Source organism: Mycobacterium attenuatum, assembly GCF_900566085.1.
GTDB classification, from domain to species: domain Bacteria; phylum Actinomycetota; class Actinomycetes; order Mycobacteriales; family Mycobacteriaceae; genus Mycobacterium; species Mycobacterium attenuatum.
In genome coordinates this window covers 1-18,059 of the sequence record NZ_UPHT01000068.1, presented here as the reverse complement: position 1 = coordinate 18,059, position 18,059 = coordinate 1, and the positions used below count along the sequence as shown (strand labels likewise).

The 18,059-nt window shown below is 66.8% G+C and carries 15 protein-coding genes and 2 pseudogenes; 7 read left to right on the top strand and 10 right to left on the bottom strand.

Annotation, left to right across the window (positions count from 1 at the left end; translation table 11 throughout):
- The first annotated feature begins 12 nt into the window (after positions 1–12).
- Positions 13–837, top strand: coding sequence for a class I SAM-dependent methyltransferase (locus tag EET13_RS11710; protein WP_122442445.1), 825 nt, complete (start codon positions 13–15; stop codon positions 835–837).
- Between the two features lie 78 nt (positions 838–915).
- Here the strand turns inward: EET13_RS11710 and EET13_RS11705 are convergent, their stop codons facing one another.
- Positions 916–1,401 carry a MarR family transcriptional regulator gene (locus EET13_RS11705; RefSeq protein WP_425293672.1) on the bottom strand — a complete coding sequence of 162 codons (486 nt, stop codon included), beginning with the start codon at positions 1,399–1,401 and terminating at the stop codon, positions 916–918.
- A gap of 217 nt (positions 1,402–1,618) precedes the next feature.
- Between EET13_RS11705 and EET13_RS11700 the strand changes: the two genes are divergently transcribed.
- A complete protein-coding gene (locus EET13_RS11700; protein ID WP_122442444.1) occupies positions 1,619–2,443 on the top strand; it encodes a class I SAM-dependent methyltransferase in 825 nt (274 codons plus the stop codon).
- A gap of 30 nt (positions 2,444–2,473) precedes the next feature.
- Here the strand turns inward: EET13_RS11700 and EET13_RS11695 are convergent, their stop codons facing one another.
- Positions 2,474–4,492, bottom strand: a complete 2,019-nt coding sequence (locus tag EET13_RS11695; protein ID WP_211189057.1) for a primosomal protein N' — start codon at positions 4,490–4,492, stop codon at positions 2,474–2,476.
- A 49-nt stretch (positions 4,493–4,541) separates the two neighbouring features.
- The gene (locus EET13_RS11690; protein ID WP_122442443.1) at positions 4,542–5,279 is read right to left on the bottom strand and encodes a lysoplasmalogenase; all 738 of its coding nucleotides are present in this window, start codon (positions 5,277–5,279) and stop codon (positions 4,542–4,544) included.
- Between EET13_RS11690 and EET13_RS11685 the strand changes: the two genes are divergently transcribed.
- Entirely contained in the window at positions 5,278–6,243 is a 966-nt protein-coding gene (locus tag EET13_RS11685; RefSeq protein ID WP_122442442.1) for an alpha/beta hydrolase, read from the top strand. The two genes, EET13_RS11690 and EET13_RS11685, sit on opposite strands and share 2 nt — an antisense overlap.
- Positions 6,244–6,253: 10 nt before the next feature.
- Here EET13_RS11685 and EET13_RS11680 read toward each other — a convergent pair whose 3' ends face one another.
- A complete protein-coding gene (locus EET13_RS11680) occupies positions 6,254–7,282 on the bottom strand; it encodes a helix-turn-helix transcriptional regulator (protein ID WP_122442441.1) in 1,029 nt (342 codons plus the stop codon).
- A 75-nt stretch (positions 7,283–7,357) separates the two neighbouring features.
- Here EET13_RS11680 and EET13_RS11675 point away from each other — a divergent pair, with 75 nt between their 5' ends.
- On the top strand, positions 7,358–8,752 hold the full coding sequence (locus EET13_RS11675; RefSeq protein ID WP_122442440.1) for a cytochrome P450: 1,395 nt from the start codon (positions 7,358–7,360) through the stop codon (positions 8,750–8,752).
- Positions 8,749–10,227, top strand: coding sequence for a flavin-containing monooxygenase (locus EET13_RS11670; RefSeq protein WP_122442439.1), 1,479 nt, complete (start codon positions 8,749–8,751; stop codon positions 10,225–10,227). The genes EET13_RS11675 and EET13_RS11670 overlap by 4 nt, the downstream gene beginning before the upstream one ends.
- Before the next feature lie 119 nt (positions 10,228–10,346).
- Here the strand turns inward: EET13_RS11670 and EET13_RS11665 are convergent.
- Positions 10,347–11,358, bottom strand: a pseudogene (locus tag EET13_RS11665) (IS110 family transposase).
- 376 nt (positions 11,359–11,734) lie between these two features.
- Here EET13_RS11665 and EET13_RS32570 point away from each other — a divergent pair.
- A pseudogene (locus EET13_RS32570) lies at positions 11,735–12,245 on the top strand (pyridoxamine 5'-phosphate oxidase family protein).
- 83 nt (positions 12,246–12,328) lie between these two features.
- Here EET13_RS32570 and metK read toward each other — a convergent pair.
- The 5 genes from metK to mihF all read right to left on the bottom strand — a co-directional run bounded on the left by metK (position 12,329) and on the right by mihF (position 16,312).
- Positions 12,329–13,540, bottom strand: coding sequence for a methionine adenosyltransferase (metK, locus tag EET13_RS11655; RefSeq protein ID WP_122442438.1), 1,212 nt, complete (start codon positions 13,538–13,540; stop codon positions 12,329–12,331).
- A 126-nt stretch (positions 13,541–13,666) separates the two neighbouring features.
- Positions 13,667–14,929, bottom strand: coding sequence for a bifunctional phosphopantothenoylcysteine decarboxylase/phosphopantothenate--cysteine ligase CoaBC (gene coaBC, locus EET13_RS11650; RefSeq protein WP_122442437.1), 1,263 nt, complete (start codon positions 14,927–14,929; stop codon positions 13,667–13,669).
- Between the two features lie 16 nt (positions 14,930–14,945).
- Positions 14,946–15,275: a DNA-directed RNA polymerase subunit omega gene (rpoZ, locus tag EET13_RS11645; RefSeq protein WP_122442436.1), complete on the bottom strand. Its 330-nt coding sequence runs from the start codon at positions 15,273–15,275 to the stop codon at positions 14,946–14,948.
- Between the two features lie 72 nt (positions 15,276–15,347).
- A complete protein-coding gene (gene gmk, locus EET13_RS11640; RefSeq protein WP_244603867.1) occupies positions 15,348–15,986 on the bottom strand; it encodes a guanylate kinase in 639 nt (212 codons plus the stop codon).
- An 8-nt stretch (positions 15,987–15,994) separates the two neighbouring features.
- Positions 15,995–16,312 carry an integration host factor, actinobacterial type gene (gene mihF / locus EET13_RS11635; RefSeq protein WP_015355818.1) on the bottom strand — a complete coding sequence of 106 codons (318 nt, stop codon included), beginning with the start codon at positions 16,310–16,312 and terminating at the stop codon, positions 15,995–15,997.
- 972 nt (positions 16,313–17,284) lie between these two features.
- Between mihF and EET13_RS11630 the strand changes: the two genes are divergently transcribed.
- On the top strand, positions 17,285–18,059 hold a 775-nt coding region (locus tag EET13_RS11630; RefSeq protein WP_136623151.1), incomplete at its 3' end, for a PE family protein.

The window sequence follows — 18,059 nt, the reverse complement described above, 5'->3', positions numbered from 1 at the left end:
TAAGGAGCTCAGATGACTATCGACACACCCATCCGCGCCGACGCGACGCTCGCGGCTACGCACCGGGCAATGTGGGCCCTCGGCGACTACGCGCTGATGGCCGAGGAGGTGATGGCCCCGCTCGGCCCGATCCTGGTCGCCGCCGCGGGTATCGGACCGGGCGTGCGGGTGCTCGACGTCGCGGCCGGTTCCGGCAACATCTCGCTGCCGGCGGCCAAGGCCGGCGCCACCGTCGTCTCCACCGACCTCACCCCGGAGTTGCTGCAGCGGTCGCAGGAACGCGCCGCAGAAATGGGGCTCGACCTGGAATATCAGGAGGCCAACGCGCAGGCCCTGCCGTTCGCCGAGGGCGAGTTCGACGCCGTGATCTCGGCGATCGGGGTGATGTTCGCTCCGGATCATCAGTGCTCGGCCGACGAGTTGGTCCGGGTATGCAAGCCGGGCGGAACCATCGGCGTGATCAGCTGGACTCCGGAAGGGTTCTTCGGCCGGATGCTGGCCACCATCCGGCCGTACCGGCCCAGCCTGTCTGCGGCGTTGCCCCCGTCGGCGCTGTGGGGCCGGGAAAATTACTTCCGCGGCCTGCTGGGCGATCGAGTCGCCGATGTCAAGACACGTCGCGAGCCGTTGAAGGTCACCCGCTTCAGCACCGCGCAGGACGTTCACGACTACTTCAAGACGCACTACGGCCCGACGATCGAGGCCTATGCCAACATCGGCGACAACGCGGTGCTGGCCGATGAGCTCGACGCCCAGCTGGTCGAGCTGGCCGCGGAGTACCTGACCGACGGCGTCATGGATTGGGAGGTCTTGATCGGCACCGCGGTCAAGGTCTGAGCCGGCTCACGTACCGTGTCAGGCCGTCCGCCGCGGGGCGAACGGCCTGACACGGTACCGAGGGTGGTTGTTGGAGCGCTACAGCTCCATTTCGACGTGCGCGTCGGGCTCGCCGCCGGCGGCGGTGAACGCCGTCAGGGCACGCACCAAGCCGTGGCGTTCGGCCGGCGGCATTTGCTCCACGATGCGGGCGATTTCGGCGCGCCGCAGTGCGGTGACCCGGCGAACCAGATCCCGGCCCCGCTTGGTCAGCACGGCAAGCAGTTCGCGCCGCGAGTTCGGGTGCGGCTGGCGGTCGATCATTCCCGCGCTGACCAGCCGGTCCACCATCCGGCCGGTCGCCGAGGGCTGTACGCCCAGCAACGTCGCCAGTGTGGCCAGGTTGATCGGACCTCGATTGGACAGAATCACCAGGGTCCGAAACTGCGGGATGGTGATGGTCTCATCGATCTGGGCAATGGAATGAGCCGAGATGGCTACCAGCAACCGGGACGCCGTCAGTAGCGAATCGGTGATCGCATCCACCGACTCCTCAGCTGCCGTCGCGTTCTCCGTGGACATCATGGCCCCCTTCCCCGGTCCACCGGGTCGTCAACTTCGTCGTCGCGCTTACACGGGCTGCAGCAAAATGAAGTCTAACAGCGTCCTATAGTCGTACACATGGATAATTGATAAGATCTATACTTTCCCGCGGGCATAATTGGACCCTGTTACCGAAATCTCTAGCCCGCTGCCGACGACGTCGTCGCCTCTGAGCTGTCCACGTTAGGCAGGAGGCCCGATGGCTCTCGACGCGCCCCTCAGCGAAAGCCAGGCTCCGGCAACCACCCACCGGGATATGTGGGTGCTGGGCGACTACCCCGCGATGGCCGCCGAGGTGCTGGCTCCGCTCGGCCCAATCCTGGTCTCCGCCAGCGGTATTCGTCCCGGCGATCGCGTGCTGGATGTCGCCGCGGGCACCGGAAACGCCGCGATCGCCGCCGCGACGGCGGGTGCCCATGTGGTCGCCAGCGACCTGACTCCGGGGCTGCTGCGCCACGCTCAGCAGCGAGCTGAGGCGGCGGGGCTCACACTCGGCTGGCGAGAAGCCAACGCCGAAGCGTTGCCCTTCGGCTTCGGCGAATTCGACGCGGTGCTGTCCACGATCGGGGCGATGTTCGCCCCGCGCCATCAGCGCACGGCCGACGAGCTGGCCCGGGTTTGCCGGCGCGGCGGCAAGATCAGTGTGCTCAGTTGGACACCGGACGGCTTTTACGGCCAATTGCTCTCCACTATCAGGCCATACCGGCCGACCCTGCCGCAGGGGGCGCCCCACGAAGTGTGGTGGGGCCGCGAGGACTATATCAGCGACCTGTTCAAGGACCACGTCTGCGACACGCGCACGCAGCGTGGATCGCTGAACGTGGACCGGTTCGATCGTCCTGACGAGTGCGTCGAATACTTCAAGGAATGCTACGGCCCGGCCATCAACGCCTACCGCAACATCGGCGGCGAGCCCGAGCGCGTCGCCAGGCTCGACGCCGAACTCACCAAGCTCAGCCGCGAATACTTCCAGGACGGCGTAATGCAATGGGAGTACCTGATTTTCACCGCGCGCAAACGCTGACCGCTGGTCGGCCCGCGCCAGCCGCCGAACTCAGCCGATGTGCAACGGGTCGATCTGCACCCGCACCGGCTCATGGGTTTGACGGGCGCTGAGCACCGAGACCGCGCGCCGCAGACTGGCGGCCAGTTCCAGGCCGTGTTCACGGCGAACCCGTATCAGCATCCTGGTGACCGGGGCTCCGGCGGGGGTTCCGGCCGGGCGGCGCACGCCGGGAGGCAGGTCGACCGGGCCGAGCAACTCGGCTGGGAAGCGTTCGCGGTCGGGCAGCCGGTCCTGCTCCAGCAACGCCATGACCGCTTCGGTGGTGCCGTCGAGAGCCGCAATGTGCACGCTCGGCGGCAGGCCCACTTCGCTGCGGGCGGCCAGCTCGGCCTCGGCGTGACCCACCGGGTCCCAGCGAATCAGGGATTGCACGGTCGGGATGGACGATTCGGCGACCACCAGCACCACTCCGCCGTCGGCCCGCGACCGCACCAGCGCCGCCGCCGCCATCCAGCGCGACAGCGCGTCCTCGGCCGCGCGCAGGTCTTGTCGTCCCAGCAACGCCCATGTATCGAGCAGCAGCGCGGCGCCGTACCCGCCGGAGGCCCGGGGTTCGGCCCCGGGCGTGGCGACCACCAGCGCCGGGCGGGCGCCCACCTCGGGAACCACGGCATCGCCCGACGAGGTGATCACCGCCGTGCCCGCGAACGCCCGGCCAAGTTCCTCGGCGGTGCGTCGGGCACCGATCACCACGGCACGCACCGCATCCGATCCGCAACGCGCGCAGCGCAGCGCGGGCTCAGCGCGACCGCACCAACGGCACACCGCGCCCGGGGCGCCGCGTTCCGGCAGCGACAGCGGACCGGTGCAATGCCGGCAGCGGGCGATCGCCCGGCACCGGCCGCAGGCCAGCGACGGCACATAGCCGCGGCGGGGCACCTGAACCAGTACCGGCGCCGCGGCCTGAAGCGCCGAACGGGCGGCGCGCAGGGCGATGGACGGCAGCCGGGCGCTGCGAGCGGCTGAGTCGCGTTCGTCGGCATACCCGGTGTCATCCAGGGCGACGACGCGCGGGCTGCGCGCGCGCACCACCGGCCGCGCCGCGACGATGTCGTGTGCCCAGCCGCTGCGCACCAGCGCGTGGGCTTCGGCGGTGCGCGCGTAGCCGCCGATCAGCGCCGCGCACCTGGCTTGATGGGCGCGCAGCATAGCCACTTCCCGAGCGTGGGGATAGGGCGCGCGGGGCTCGGCCAGACTGTCGTCGCCGTCGGACCAGACCATGACCAGCCCCAGGTCGCTCAGCGGCGCGAATACCGCGCTGCGAGTGCCGATCACGACCCGCGCGCTGCCCCGCAGCGCGGCCAGCCACCTGCGGTAGCGGGCGGCCGGTCCGAGCCCGGCCGACAGCGCCACCACGCTGGGCTCGCCGATGCGGGCTGTCGCGGCCTGCCACAGGGTGTCCAGATCTCGCTGATCAGGCACGATTCCCAGCACCGCGCGGCCGGCCTGCACCGTCTGCGCGGCAGCCTCGGCGAAGCGATCCGCCCACAGCTCCCCCGGCAACGCCTGCCAGACCGCTCGCGCGGCCCGTGCCTGGGCAAGCGCGCCCAGGAACTGGCCGCCACGGCCGTACAGCCGCCAGCCCGACGCGTCGACGGGGGCCACATCAGGGCGCTCAACGATCGGCAAGGCTTCCCGTTCGACTCTCGCATGCCGGGGCGGAATCGCCAGGCGCACCACGTCAGCCCTGGTACCGGCATAACGGGCGGCCACCGCGTCGACCAGCCGGCGGATCTCCGGGGTGAGTACCGGTTCAGCCGACACCACCCGGTCCAGCCAACCCAGCTTGCCCTGGTGTTCGGTGTCGTTGCGGCGCTCGAGCACGAACCCGTCGACCAGCCGACCATGGAACCGCACCCGCACCCGCACCCCCGGCTGGGCGTCGTCGGACTGCTCGGCGGACACCAAGTAGTCGAATTCGCGATCCAGGTGCGGTACCGACAGCATCGGAAGTATCCGAGCGATCGGCTCGACCTCGATGCGGACCCGCTCCGAGCCACGAGACATGTTGTCAGGCAATCTTTTTCATACTGTCTGGCGCCTCAGAAGCGCTCCGTTAGCGGGCGGCGGGCTCGGCGGCGCCGGCCGGGATCTGCCGGCCGAAGAAGAACCCGGCGGTGATCAGGATTTCCGCGGCGGCGTACGACCACCAGATGGGGACCGCCAGCGCCTCGTTTCCCAGGATGAATCGGCTGATCGCGATCATCGAGTCCGATGCCGCGAAACTCAGCGCCCCGACGGCCGTCCAGATCGTCGGAAGGTGGGCCAGGAAAGCAGTGCACACCATCGCCGTGAGCACCGCGATGTAGACGGTCACCGGTACCGTCAGCTTCTCCTGGCCCAAATGCGGCCAGAACCAGACCAACAGGGAGATCGCCCCCACACACATCAGCGCCACCGCAGCCAGGCGCGCCCGCGACGGTGATCGTCCCAGTGCCAAGGGCAGCATCGCGCCCAGAAAACACAGATGTGCCAACAGGAATGCGCCCAGCCCGAAGACGAATGACTGTGTCCACCACGGGATGGCCAACAACCAGTCTCCGGCGGCCGAGAACAGCAGCGCCGGCACCAGCCACCGTCGCTCACGCGCGATCGGATGGGCAACCGCCGCCAGCGCCAGCAGCACCGCCATCGACGCTTTGAACGGCGGCTGCAGGGTCCAGTGTCCGGTCAATCCGGTGCCCGGCGGGCGGCTCATCGCGACCACCGTCAAGTACCCGCCGTAAGCCAGACCGGCCCATCCGGCCACCACCCACGCACCGGCCACCAGACGCGATGCGTACGGTACGTGCATGCCCAGCTTGGACCAGAACGCCGACGAACGACCAGCTCTCGACCCCATCCTGCTGAAGGTACTGGATGCGGTTCCATTCCGGCTATCGACCGACGACGGAATCGACGCCATACGCCAGCGGATGCGCGACCTGCCACGCCGGCCGGTATACCCCGACCTGCGTGTCGAAGACCGGTCGATCGACGGGCCGGTCGGTGGCATCGGCATTCGGATCTATTGGCCACCAAGCGATTCAGTTGGCGACGCCGCTCTGCCGGTGGTGTTGTACTTCCACGGCGGCGGCTTCGTCATGGGCGATCTTGACACGCACGACGGCACCTGCCGCCACCATGCCGTAGGCGCCGGCGCGGTGATCGTGTCGGTCGACTACCGGCTGGCCCCCGAGCATCCCTATCCCGCAGCCGTCGAAGACGCTTGGGCCGCAACGCTATGGGTCGCCGAACAGGGTGCCGGCATCGGCGCCGACAACACCCGGATGGCCGTCGCCGGGGATTCGGCTGGCGGCACCATCGCCGCGGTGATGGCACAGCAAGCTCGTGACAATGCCGGACCGAATCTGGCATTCCAGCTGTTGTGGTACCCCTCCACCATGTGGGATCAGTCGCTGCCGTCGTTCACCGAGAACGCCACCGCGCAGATCCTGGACGCCAAGGCCGTGGCCGCGTTCTCTCGTTGGTACGCAGGCGAAATCGACCTGTCCGACCCACCGGCAGCCATGGCGCCGGGCCGGGCCGGCGACCTGGCCGGCCTGCCGCCCGCCTACATCGGGGTCGCCGGTTACGACCCGCTGCGCGACGACGGCATCCGTTACGGCGAACTGCTGCGCGCCGCCGGGGTGCCCGCCGAGGTGCACAACGCCGAGACCATGGTGCACGGCTACGTTGGCTACGCCGGTGTGGTGCCCGCGGCCACCGCCGCTATGGATCGCGGGCTGGCGGCATTGCGCCACGCGCTGCACTCCTAGCTCTCGCGTCCTAGCCCCGGCGCGAATAAGCGCTGGGCGCCACGCCATGCCAGCGCTTGAAGGCGTGCGAGAAGGTGGAGACTTCGGTGTAACCCAACCGCCTGGACACCTCCTCCACCGTCAGCCCCACGTTGCACAACAGATCCACCGCCACCGCAGACCGTGCCTCGTTCAGCAACGCCCGAAAGGACGTTCCTTCCTCGGCAAGCCGGCGGCGCAGCGTCCGCGGATGGATGTCGAGCTCGGCGGCAAGATCGGCCAGCGTCGCGAACAACCCGGAATCGCGAAACAGCTTGGTGCGCACCAGCGCGGTGATGCCCCGGCGCTGTTCGTTGCGCTGCATCAGCACGTCGCACTGGGCAATGCAGATTTCCAGCGTGTGCCGGTCGGCCTGCGGTAGCGGCTCGTCGAACATGGCACGCGGGAAGTGGATCCTGTTGTGCGCCCGACCGAATGCGACGTCGTGCACCGGCACCAATTCGAGCAGCGGACGCAGCAATTCTTCGTCGACGGCCACTTCCGCCGACACCCGCTCGGCATACTTCGCGGCCACCGGCAATGCGAAACTCGTTGTGGTTGCCAGTATTCCGGCAAGGTCACGTTGGATGAAAAACTGCTGAACATCAGCCGGCAGGTGGCTGGCGTCCAGCACGAGCAAACAGTCGTCAGCCGTTTCGAACAGCCTGATGTCGATATGCAGCATGGTCAGCGCGAAATAACGCATCGCGATGCTGAATAGTTCGCGCAAAGTGGCACAAGACATCACCGCAAAACCGAACAACCCGAAATGGGTCAGCGTGAACCGGCTGCCCACCTCGACGCCGAGGCCGGCATGGTCCGGCAATCGGGCCAGCAACCGACGTACGGCAAGAATCTCATCACCGGCATTGATCACGGCGTCCGGATCTTCGAGATCCGCCGGCTGGATCGCGGTGTCGGCAAGCACTTCGCTGGCCGGCACGCCGTGCTCGTCGGCCACCTCGCAGAGCAGTCGGGTCGGGTAGACGCCGTGACTGACGTCATCGCTCGCATGCCCCATATGGTGTCCTAAACTCCCAACTCTTTGTCCCATAGTCTCATTACCAGTGCCCGGCGTTACCCCTACGGTGAAGCCATGGCCACTCTCACTGCCGAGCGGCCCCTGAGGGGACCGGCTAGACGCCTGAGCGCCTGGACGATGACGCGGGAAGCGCTGACCATCGGTTTCGACGCCGGAGACGGCTTCCTGGGCCGTGTCCGCGGCCGGGATATCGTCCGGTTCCGTTGCGGTGGCAGACGGTTCGTCTCGCTCAGTCATCCCGACTACGTCGACCACGTGTTGCACGAGGCGCGGCTGCGCTACGTCAAGTCCGACGAATACGGCCCGATTCGGGCCGCCGCCGGGCTCAACCTGCTCACCGACGAGGGCGACTCGTGGGCCAGCCACCGCGCGGTGCTGAACCCGACCTTCGCGCGGCGACACCTCAACGAGCTCGTCGACCTGATGATCGCCCCGATCGCCGGTGTCACCGCCGCGCTGCCGACGGGTGCCGGCCAGCGGTTCGACATGCACGAGACGATGGTCGAGGCGACCTTGCGCGTCGTCGCCAATGCCCTGTTCAGCCAGGACTTCGGTCCGCTGGTCCAGTCAATGAACGATCTCGCCACGCGGGGACTGCGCCGCGCGGAAAAGCTGGAGCGGCTGGGCTTGTGGGGCCTGATGCCGCGGCCGGTCTACGACGCGCTGATGTGGTGCACCTACTCAGGTGTTCGCCTGCCACCGCCGTTGCGCGAAATGCAGGAGATCACGCTGGCTCTCGATCGCGCGGTCAACGCGGTGATCGACCGGCGAGTGGCTCAGCCCACCCCGTCCGCGGACCTGCTCAACGTGCTGCTGCACGCCGATAACGGAACTTGGCCACGTCAGCGGGTCCGTGACGAAGCACTGACGTTCATGCTCGCCGGCCATGAGACGACCGCGAATGCCATGTCCTGGTTCTGGTATCTGATGGCCGCCAACCCGGGTTCCTACAAGCGGCTGCTCGCCGAGGTCGACGACGTGCTGGGCGCACGCCGCCCGACCGCCGACGACCTGGGCCGGTTGCCGTGGACCACCGCATGCCTGCAGGAGGCGCAACGGTACTTCTCGTCGGTGTGGGTGCTGGCGCGGGAGGCCATTGACGACGATGTCATCGACGGACACCGTATTCGTCGGGGCACCACAGTCATCATCCCGATCCACCACATCCACCACGACCCGCGGTGGTGGCCCGATCCGGAGAAATTCGATCCCGGCCGGTTCCTCGGCGCCGGCGCCAAGGACCGTCCCCGCTCGGCTTATCTCCCGTTCGGCGGCGGCCGGCGCATCTGCATCGGGCAGAGCTTCGCGTTGATGGAGATGGTGTTGATGGCCGCGATCATGAGTCAGCACTTCACCTTTGACCTCGCGTCCGGCCCGCCCGTCGAATTGGAGGCGACGCTGACCCTGCGACCCAAGTACGGTGTTCACATGATCGGGAGCAGACGGTGAGACCCGACTACCAGATAGTGATCGTCGGCGCCGGATTCTCCGGGATCGGCGCGGCGATCCAGCTCGACCATGCCGGGTTTCACGACTATCTGCTGATCGAAACCGGCGACGGAGTCGGCGGAACGTGGTACTGGAACACCTATCCCGGTATCGCCGTGGACATTCCGTCGTTTTCCTACCAATTCTCGTTCGAGCAGAGCCCGCGCTGGTCGCGCACCTACGCACCGGGGCGGGAACTTCGCGCGTATGCCGAGCACTGTGTCGACAAGTACGGCATCCGGTCCAGAATCCGGTTCAACACGAAAGTTTTGAGTGCCGAGTTCGACGACGAACACAGCCTCTGGCGCGTGCAGACAGACCCCGGCGGGGTGGTGACCGCCAGATTCGTGATCAACGCCAGCGGCGTGCTGACCGTACCGAAGCTGCCCGACATCGACGGGGCGGACTCGTTCGACGGCATCACCATGCACACCGCACGCTGGGACCACAGTCAGGATCTGACCGGTAAGCGTGTCGCGATCATCGGTACCGGCGCGTCGGCCGTCCAGGTTATTCCCGAGATCGCGCCGATTGTCAAGTATCTCACCGTCTTTCAGCGCACCCCGATCTGGTGCTTCCCCAAGCTCGACCTTCCGCTGCCGGCGGCGGCGCGCTGGGTGATGCGCATTCCCGGCGGGAAAGCCGTTCAGCGGTGGCTCAGCCAGGCGTTCGTGGAAGCCACCTTCCCGATCTCGGCGCACTACTTCACGGTGTTTCCGCTGGCTCGATGGAGCGCGGCCCTGGGACGCCGGTATCTGCGGCAACAGGTCAACGACCCGGTGCTCCGCGACCAGCTCACCCCCCGCTACGCGGTGGGTTGCAAACGGCCGGGCTTCCACAACAGCTACCTGTCCACCTTTAATCGCTCCAACGTGGCGCTGGTCAGCCAGCCGATCGACAAGATCACGCCGTCGGCGGTGGCCACCACCGACGGCGTCAGCCACGAGGTCGACGTGCTGATCCTGGCGACCGGCTTCAAGGTGCTCGATACCGACGACGTGCTCACCTATCCGGTGACGGGGCGGGACGGTCAGTCCCTGAGCCGGTTCTGGGACGAGCACCGCACGCAGGCCTACGAGGGCGTCAGCGTTCCCGGTTACCCGAACTTCTTCACCGTATTCGGCCCGTACGGCTATGTCGGCTCGTCGTATTTCGCGCTGATCGAGGCGCAGACCCACCACATCCTGCGGTGCCTCAAGCGGGCCCGTCGCGACGGCGCGACCCGCGTCGAGGTGACCGAGGAGGCCAATTCCCGTTATTTTGCCGAGATGATGCGCCGCCGGCACCGCCAGGTTTTCTGGCAGGACAGCTGCCGGCTGGCCAACAGCTACTACTTCGACAAGAACGGCGACGTGCCGCTGCGCCCGACGACGACCATGGAGGCCTACTGGCGCAGTCGCCGCTTTGATCTCGACGACTACCGCTTCACCGGTTAGTGGCTGGCGACCCTGCGCGAGCAGCCGCAAAGGTGCCCGATTCATCGGCGTGTCGCGGGACTTTGCGTCTCACTCGAAAATGCGGTGACCCGAGGCGGGTGAATGGCACGCCCCCGGTGTTAGGCGGCTTCGGTAAGGGGTTCGAGAGTCACTTTGTAGCCGAGGGCCTGCAGTTGCTTGATGGCTTTTGCCTTGGTTGCCCAGGGTGGTGCCGGGAGTAGTAGTCAGCGCCGGGGTCGCGGTAAAAGGCGCCGTCGACCAACATGTTCCAGGCGTCGGTGAGCATGCTGTGTTCGACAGCGACCAGAGCGATCAGGGCAGGCACCGAGGGGGTACGAGGTTTGCGGCGGCGCGATGTCTCATCCGCAATTCCTGGACGGGTCGAAAGGGTTTGATCGCCTCCTCGAGGCGCTGATCGAGGCGGGCGATGTCGGCGGCGTGGGCGTCGAAACGATCCAGGTACAGCCGAGCCATAAACGCCTGGTGGTCGCTAAACCGCCCGCGCAACGCCTCGGTCAATGCGGGGATCTTCTCACGCAGCCGCTGTTTGGCCAGACCGGCGAGCACCGCCGGGTCTCGCCGCCCGCCGATCAACGCCTCCAGCATTGCGCGCCCAGAGGCTCCGACGATGTTGGAGGCCACCGCCGACAGTTTGATCCCGGCATCTTCAAGCAGCTTTTCCAGCCGCTGAATCTCTTTAGTGCGCGCTCGGGTGATGGTGGTGCGCGCGCGGGTCAGATCACGCAACACCCGAATCGGCTCCGGCGGCACAAACCAGGCGCGCACCAGGCCATGAGCACCCAAATCGGCCAACCACGTCGCATCCGAGCCATCGGTCTTGCGGCCGGCCACATTGCGCACCGCCTTGGCGTTGACCAACACCACGTTCAACGCGTCTTCGAGCAGGCAAAAAAAACGGCTTCCAATAATCCGATGTGGATTCGATCACCACACAACTGACCTGCTCGGCGATCAGATGCTCACACACCGCCAAGGTCTCGGCGGTGGTCGAGCCCCATGTGCTCACCGTCGTCGACGTGGCGCGCCGACTTGTCCCTGAACCCGGATACCCACCTTGGCGTCCCTCTTCGAGACATCAATGCCCGCACACCGCGGATGTACCACCTCCATAGCGGCACCCCTTCACCCAGAATTGTTGTTGTAAAACGTGTTTCGGGGAGAGCAAAAATAATCAGGAGTCTGACTCACGTGCTCACAGGGAACAATCCACCGCCCCCGCACTACCACAGGGGCGCTCTCCGCCACCAAGCTGCTCGCCGTACTCACCGGCAACACAGACGCAACGGGGTCCACCGAAACACCCGCAAGCGTCGACCCCACCAGCCCGCCAAGCAACCACCTACCCAGCCCAACGCGCAGGACTAATTTTCATCCTCCACCGCGGGGCGACACCCCCGGGACAGCTGCTCGCGTAGGCTCGGCACCTGCGGCCCAGGTGTTCTCCCGTATCGACGAGTCGCTCCGAGAGTTCATCGGCCAGCAGGCCATGTTCTTCGTTGCCGCCGCGCCGTCCGACGGCGGGCGAGTCAACCTGTCCCCCAAGGGATACCGGGACACCTTCGCTGCGCTCGACGACCACACCGTCGCCTATGTCGACCTGTTCGGCAGCGGCACTGAAACGATTGCCCATCTGCGCGACAACGGCCGAATCACCATCATGTTCTGCTCGTTCACTCGCAATTCGCGGATCCTGCGATTGTTCGACACCGGACGGGTGCTACGCCCGGACGACGCCGAATTCGAAAGCCTGCGACAGCATTTCAAGACTCTGCATCCCGGACCCCGCTATTGTCGTCGACGTCGAGCGGATCGCCGATGCGTGCGGATTTGCGGTGCCTTATTACGAGTTTGTCGACGAACGGCCGGTGCTCGATACCCATCTCGGCAAGGCGTCCGAGGATGCCTATGTCCGCCTGATTGAGCGTAACCAGCACAGCATCGACGGGCTGCCCGGGCTGGCGCCCAACCACCCGATGCCACCCAGCACCGGAAGCTGACCCGCGCCCATGCTCGCGAGCAGCCGCAGAATCGCACGCGGGCAACCCTTGCAGTGCGATTCCGCGACTGCTCGCGCCGGAATCTAGATGGCGCGCTTGAGGTCCTCGACCTTGTTAAGCTGCTCCCACGGCAGTTCGATATCGGTGCGCCCGAAGTGTCCGTAGGCAGCCGTCGGCGCATAGATCGGGCGCAACAGGTCCAGGTCGCGAATGATCGCCCCGGGCCGCAGATCGAACACCTCACCGATGGCCTTCTCGATCTTGACCGGGTCGACCGCCTCGGTGCCGAACGTCTCGACGAACAAGCCCACCGGGGCGGCTTTGCCGATGGCGTAGGCCACCTGCACCTCCACCCGCTCGGCCAGTCCGGCCGCGACGACGTTCTTGGCCACCCAGCGCATCGCGTACGCGGCCGACCGGTCCACCTTGGACGGGTCCTTGCCGGAGAACGCACCGCCGCCGTGGCGCGCCCAGCCCCCGTAGGTGTCGACGATGATCTTGCGGCCGGTCAGTCCGGCGTCACCCATCGGTCCGCCGAGCACGAACTTGCCGGTGGGGTTCACCAGTACCCGCACCTGGGAGGCATCCAGGGTCTGGTGGGCCAATTCGTCGAGCACACTCTTGAGCACGTGCTCGCGGATATCGGGATCCAGCGTCTTCTCCAGATCGATATCGGCGGCGTGCTGAGTGGAGATCACCACGGTGTCCAGCCGCACCGGAACGTTGTCCTCGTAGGCGATGGTGACCTGCGTCTTGCCGTCGGGCCGCAGGTAGGGCAGCGCGCCGTTCTTGCGGACCTCGGTCAGCCGCCGCGACAGCCGGTGGGCCAGCGCGATGGGCAGCGGCATCAGTTCGGGCGTGTCATTGATCGCGTAGCCGAACATCAGCCCCTGGTCGCCGGCGCCCTGAGCATCCAGCGGGTCCGCCGCACCTTCGACACGTGCCTCGTGCGCGGTGTCGACACCCTGGGCGATGTCGGGAGACTGTGCCCCGATGCCGATGTTGACACCGCAGGATGCACCGTCGAAGCCCTTGTCCGACGAGTCGTAGCCGATCTCAAGAATCCGGGCGCGCACGGTATTGGTGATGTCGGCGAACGCCGCCTTCGCCGTGGTGGTCACCTCGCCTACCACGTGCACCTGCCCGGTGGTCACCAACGTCTCGACCGCGACACGTGAGCGGGGATCCTCCGCCAGAAGCGCGTCGAGGACCGAGTCGCTGATCGCATCACAGATCTTGTCGGGATGTCCCTCGGTCACCGACTCACTGGTAAACAGCCGACCCTTTTCGCTCACTCTGCGTCCTTCCAATAATTAGTTAGCCGAATTATATCCTCAGGCAACAATTCCAGCTCGTCCACTCGGGCAAGGGATCGTCCAGCACCTCTGCAGGAGCCGTACAGGCCTAAACCCGCCGATCCGCTACCCGGTACAGCCATGCAGAAACGCGACGATCGCGTCAACGATACGACTGGCCATCAGCGTCTTGGAACCATGCTGAAGCGCGGACTCGGTTCCATCGGAGGCCAGCAGCCAGCCATCGTTGTTGTCCACCTCGAAGGCCCTGCCGTCCCCGACGGCGTTGACGACCAGCAGATCGCAGCCCTTGCGCCGCAGCTTTTCCCGCGCGTGAAACAGCACATCGCCGTTGGCATCACCGGTCTCGGCGGCGAACCCGACAATGGCCCGCATCTTGGGCAACTGCCCGTGCTCGCGGGCGCGCACCACGCCGGCCAGCACATCGTCATTGCGTATGAGTTCGATCGTCGGCGACCCGGTCTGGCTATCCGGGCCCTTCTTGATCTTGGCGGCCGACACCTGTGCGGGCCGGAAGTCGGCGACAGCTGCCGCCATCACCAACACGTCCACCTCGGGTGCGTGCTTGGACACCGCGTCGCTGAGTTGCTGCGCCGAGCTGACGTGCACCACGTTGACGCCGGCAGGATCGATCAGCCCGGCGGTATGTCCGGCGATCAGCGTCACATCGGCACCGCGCTGAGCGGCGACGCGGGCGACCGCATATCCCTGTTTGCCGGAGCTGCGGTTGCCGATGAAGCGCACCGGATCGATCGGCTCCCGGGTGCCGCCCGCGGTAACCAGGAGCTTGCGGCCGGCAAGGTCGTAGGGCATGGCGTCGTGCCGCTCCAGCAGCAGCTGGGCAAAGGTGGTGATCTCCTCGGCCTCAGGCAATCGTCCGGGGCCGCTGTCACTGCCGGTGAGGCGCCCGAACGCGGGTTCGAGCACCACCGCCCCGCGGCGGCGCAGGGCCGCGACGTTGTCGACGGTGGCCGGATGCAACCACATCTCGGTGTGCATCGCCGGCGCGAACAGCACCGGGCATCGCGCCGTCAGCAGGGTCGCGGTCAGCAGGTCGTCGGCGCGACCGTGCACCGCGCGGGCCAGCAGGTCGGCGGTGGCCGGTGCAACCACGACCAAGTCGGCCTGCTGTCCCAGGTGAACGTGTGGGACCGCCGGGACGTCGTCGAAAACATCGGTGCGCACCGGCTGGCCGGAGAGCGCCTCGAAGGTCGCAGCGCCGACAAAGCGCAGCGCAGATTCGGTGGGGATGACCCGGACCTGATGCCCGGCCTCGGCCAGCTGACGAACGACGGTGCACGCCTTGTAGGCGGCGATACCACCGGAGACGCCGACTATGACCTGTTGGGGGCTCCGCTTGCGGTCCATCCCGGGCCCGGCCCTTTTACTCGCCCTCGGTGTGCTCGAGCAGATCGGCGTGGATCTCGCGCAGCGCGATGGACAGCGGCTTTTCTTGTAACCCGGGCTCGACCAGCGGGCCCACGTATTCCAGAATGCCTTCACCGAGCTGGTTGTAGTAGTCGTTGATCTGCCGGGCCCGCTTCGCCGCGTAGATCACCAGCGCGTATTTGCTCGAGACGCGGTCCAGCAACTCGTCGATGGGCGGGTTCGTGATGCCGAGCGGGGTGTCGTAGCCCCCAATTCCACCTGATGCCGGATCGAACTGATCCGTGGTGGAACCGGCTAGCGACGCGTCGGACTGCGGAATACTCACGTAAGACTTTCTCCTGGCGGCGTAGAGCGGTGCGAAAAGCGGTAAATCTCGATTCTCAAATCCGGCTGGGGCTCATGTAGAGCCGGACACAGCACTAACCAGCAAGGATACCAATTCAGCGCATGCAGACTCCAATCGACGGTTCACCACGACCTTGTCGAAGTCATGTTGGGCTGCCAATTCGATGCGCGCGGTTTCCAGGCGGCGGCTGATGACCCCCGGGGTTTCCGTGCCGCGGCCGACCAGTCTGGTCTCCAGGTCTTCCCAGCTTGGCGGCGCCAAGAACACGCTGACGGCCTCCGGCATCGCCTTCTTGATCGCCCTGGCCCCGGCGAGATCGACCTCGATCAGCACCGGCACGCCCGAGGCGGCAGCTTGCCGCACCGGCTTCGCCAGCGTGCCCGACCGGTGCAGGCCACCGTGGATTTCGGCCCATTCCAGTAGTTCGCCCTGGTCGATCAACTGTTGGAAACGGCCGGGGCTGACGAAGTGGTAGTCGACGCCGTCGACCTCGCCCGGGCGCGGCGTCCGCGTCGTGGCCGAGACGCTGAAGTGCAGGTTCGGAATCCGCTCACGTAAGCACCGGACCACCGTCGATTTGCCGACCGCGGAGGGACCGGACAACACGACGACGCGTCCGGTGCCCGGTCCCCCGCCGGCGCGTCCTGGCGCGCCTGGGTCGACATCCCCCACAGGCCGCTCGGCCTGCATTCGCGGGGTTAAGCGGAGCCGAACTTTTCCAGCAGGGCCTTGCGCTGCCGATCGCCCAGACCACGCAAGCGGCGAGTCGGAGCGATTTCCAGCTCAGTCATGATTTCCTGCGCCTTGACCTTGCCCACCTTCGGCAACGCCTCCAGCAGCGCAGAGACCTTCATCTTGCCCAGGACTTCGTCGGTTTCGGCGTCCTTGAGCACCTGAGTGAGGTTGGTGCCGCCGCGCTTGAGCCGATCCTTGAGCTCTGCTCGCGCTCGACGTGCGGCAGCAGCCTTCTCCAACGCGGCAGCGCGCTGCTCGTCGGTCAACTGGGGAAGGGCCACGATTCCTCCGTCTCTCATCCATGGCAATCGATTTTGGTTATCTCAGCCGGGTACTCCAGCCAGCGCAGACGACCGTACTCACGCTTCCTGACGAAATCTAACCCGACCCCCTGGTTTCGCGGACATTTCTGCTGCCTGAAGCCCAGCGTGAGGCCAGTCAGTGGTTTGCCGCGCCACGCTGACAGCGGTTCGACATTGCATCGCTTCCGCGGTGGCGCGGCCTGTTCTTGGACTCCAATACACCTATCTAGCTGCGGTTTTCCGGCTTGCGGGTCAGCTCGGCGCCGTGCCGTTGCGGGCCTTGGCCGGCGACAGCATCGGGTGCCCACGACTCGCAGTGACGCGGAACACGGATCCGTGTTGCGGGTCGCGCGTGTCGCAGGGCTGCCAAGTGCAAGGCCATTGACCACAATCACCGCATTGACCCGAAGCGGTACGTCTTAAGGCCACAGTCGCGCGCAGCCGAAGCCCGGTCGCGTTTCGATGGCTGCGGTCACGGACACCGGATCGTCCACCGCATCATCAAAGCCACCGGATCTGGGTGGGCGTCGGCGACGGTCACAGCTACGTGCACGCCGTTTGCTGACAAAGGTTCCATGGCTAGGTCACGGACGGCCCGCTAGACGGTGTCAGGTTTTGTTTCGTCCGCACGCGCTTTCGGCTATCGGCGCCAGCTCGTCGAACCCGCGGGACACCGCGGGTAACGGCTGACCGGCAGGACGCACCCATGGCCCACTCGTTGCCCACCTCCAACGCAGCGGCCATCGACTGCGCCGACCCGCACCGTCAAAGCTCGAGAAACGCGCGTTGTGGGAACCACCTCGGACAGCGGCAAGAATCCGGGAATCCCGCATAACATGCATCCCGCGCGATACGATCCGGTCCCGACCGATCGAGCGTGGAGGGCCATCTCCAGGTCGTTACGACCTATGGGAAATGACTCCTCAGGCACGGCTTTCGTGGAGGTGTCAGATGTCTTTCGTGATTTCGTCACCCGATGCGCTGGTGGTGGCGGCAATGGATCTGGCCGACATCGGTTCGACGCTCGGCGCAGCCAACGCGGTCGCGGCGGGCGCGACGACGGACATCTTGGCGGCGGCCGCAGACGAGGTGTCGGCGGGCATCGCGGCGCTCTTCGGGGCGCACGGCACGGCATATCAGGCGGTCAGCGCCCAGGCGGCGGCATTCCATCGCCTGTTTTCCCAGGCCCTGAATGCGGCCGCAGGCTCGTATGCCAGCGCTGAGGCCGCCAATGTCGAGCAGACCCTGGTCAACGCGCTCACCGGCGGCTGGCCGTCGGCGGCCGCGAATCCTCCCGCGCTTGGGCAAGAGCTGCTCAACCTGGTCAATGCGCCCACCCAGACGCTGTTTAACCGCCCGCTGATCGGCAACGGCGCCAACGGGGCACCGGGAACGGGGGCGCCCGGCGGTCCGGGTGGGTACTTGTTCGGCAACGGCGGGGCCGGCGGGTCCGGCGCGCCGGGTATGCCGGGTGGTAACGGCGGGTCCGCCGGGCTGTTCGGCGCCGGCGGTAGCGGCGGTACTGGCGGAGCTGCCACCACGCCCGGCGGCACCGGCGGCGCCGGTGGCAACGGCGGGGCCGGCGGGCTGTTGTACGGCCCCGGCGGCGCCGGCGGGGTCGGCGGTGGCGCTGGAGCCACGGGCAGCGCCGGCGGGGCCGGCGGCATCGGCGGGCTCGGTGGGCTGTTCGGCGCCGGCGGAGCCGGCGGAACCGGTGGGCTAGGCG

Bases quoted from the DNA above. Each gene is read 5' to 3' on its own strand.
- EET13_RS11710 (WP_122442445.1), top strand. From the start codon at position 13: ATGACTATCGACACACCCATCCGCGCCGACGCGACGCTCGCGGCTACG.
- EET13_RS11705 (WP_425293672.1), bottom strand. From the start codon at position 1,401: ATGATGTCCACGGAGAACGCGACGGCAGCTGAGGAGTCGGTGGATGCG.
- EET13_RS11700 (WP_122442444.1), top strand. From the start codon at position 1,619: ATGGCTCTCGACGCGCCCCTCAGCGAAAGCCAGGCTCCGGCAACCACC.
- EET13_RS11695 (WP_211189057.1), bottom strand. From the start codon at position 4,492: ATGTCTCGTGGCTCGGAGCGGGTCCGCATCGAGGTCGAGCCGATCGCT.
- EET13_RS11685 (WP_122442442.1), top strand. From the start codon at position 5,278: ATGCCCAGCTTGGACCAGAACGCCGACGAACGACCAGCTCTCGACCCC.
- EET13_RS11690 (WP_122442443.1), bottom strand. From the start codon at position 5,279: ATGCACGTACCGTACGCATCGCGTCTGGTGGCCGGTGCGTGGGTGGTG.
- EET13_RS11680 (WP_122442441.1), bottom strand. From the start codon at position 7,282: ATGGGGCATGCGAGCGATGACGTCAGTCACGGCGTCTACCCGACCCGA.
- EET13_RS11675 (WP_122442440.1), top strand. From the start codon at position 7,358: ATGGCCACTCTCACTGCCGAGCGGCCCCTGAGGGGACCGGCTAGACGC.
- coaBC (WP_122442437.1), bottom strand. From the start codon at position 14,929: ATGGACCGCAAGCGGAGCCCCCAACAGGTCATAGTCGGCGTCTCCGGT.
- gmk (WP_244603867.1), bottom strand. From the start codon at position 15,986: ATGCAGGCCGAGCGGCCTGTGGGGGATGTCGACCCAGGCGCGCCAGGA.